Source organism: Microvirga sp. 3-52 (genome assembly GCF_018383585.1).
In the GTDB taxonomy this organism is placed as follows: domain Bacteria; phylum Pseudomonadota; class Alphaproteobacteria; order Rhizobiales; family Beijerinckiaceae; genus Microvirga.
Genome location: NZ_JAHAMK010000086.1, coordinates 1 through 912, shown reverse-complemented (window position 1 = coordinate 912; position 912 = coordinate 1). Strand labels below are relative to the sequence as shown.

At 65.5% G+C, this 912-nt stretch carries 2 protein-coding genes; both read right to left on the bottom strand.

Translation table 11 applies throughout. From position 1 onward, the window contains the following. Positions 1-449 (bottom strand): IS630 family transposase (locus tag KHP60_RS24860; protein ID WP_311925360.1); only part of this gene is annotated, 449 nt, incomplete at its 3' end. Then, a complete protein-coding gene (locus KHP60_RS24855; protein WP_213566936.1) occupies positions 413-835 on the bottom strand; it encodes a helix-turn-helix domain-containing protein in 423 nt (140 codons plus the stop codon). The genes KHP60_RS24860 and KHP60_RS24855, both read right to left, overlap by 37 nt. Between the last annotated feature and the right edge of the window lie 77 nt (positions 836-912).

Genomic DNA, 912 nt, shown 5'->3' with positions numbered 1-912 from the left:
TCTTTCACCTTGGCCCAGGCCTGCTCGATTGGGTTGAACTCGGGCGAGTAGCGCGGCAGGTACAAAAGCCCGATCCCGGCCTGCTCAAGCAGCTCCCGCACCTCTGTGGCATGATGCGGGCGCAAGTTGTCCATCACCAGAATGGCATCGGGCTTCGTGCGTTTGAGGGCCGGCACCAGCACCTGCTCGAGATAAGCCAGCAGCACGGAGGTTGAGGTGGACGCCTCAATGCTCATCGAAGCGACCAGCCCGTCACAGGCGAGTGCGCCTAACACCGTCAATCGCTGCCAGGAGCCGAGCGGGATCGATCCATAGGCGCGTTGCCCCCGTGGGGCTCGCGCATGGGTGCGGGCCATCTTGGTCGTCACCCCGCTTTCATCCAGGAACACCAGGCGTTCCACGGGAAGCGTGCTCATCTGCCGGCGGTAAGCCTCGCGCTCGGCGGCAATCTCGGCCCGCTCCTGCTCGGCCGCCCGGAGGGTCTTTTTTTCGGACGCAGCTTAAGGCGCTTGAGCGCCTCGCAGATCACCGCCAGACACACCGTCACGCCCGTTCGCTCGGCCAGGCGCTCGCGGTACTCCCGCAGCAGTGCGTCGTTGTCATCGATCACGAGTTGGCGCAGCACCTCGAGCACCGCCGCGTCCAGGCGCGAGGGCACGCCGCCGCTGTGCGGCTTAGGAGCACGCCGACCTTCCTCGCGCTCCTGGCGGCGCCAGTTCGACACGGTGGCGGGGCAGACCTGAAAGCGGCGGGCAATCTCAACTTGAGGAAGGTCGCCGCGCGCACCGGCGACCAGAACACGCGCACGCAGATCAGCGGAATAGGGCTGGGGCATGGCTTGCCTCCCGGGCCATATGCCTGTCAACGCACAGCCCACCCGAATGGATTCAAGTCCAGATCAAAAGCGCTTTA

Bases quoted from the DNA above. Each gene is read 5' to 3' on its own strand.
- KHP60_RS24855 (WP_213566936.1), bottom strand. From the start codon at position 835: ATGCCCCAGCCCTATTCCGCTGATCTGCGTGCGCGTGTTCTGGTCGCC.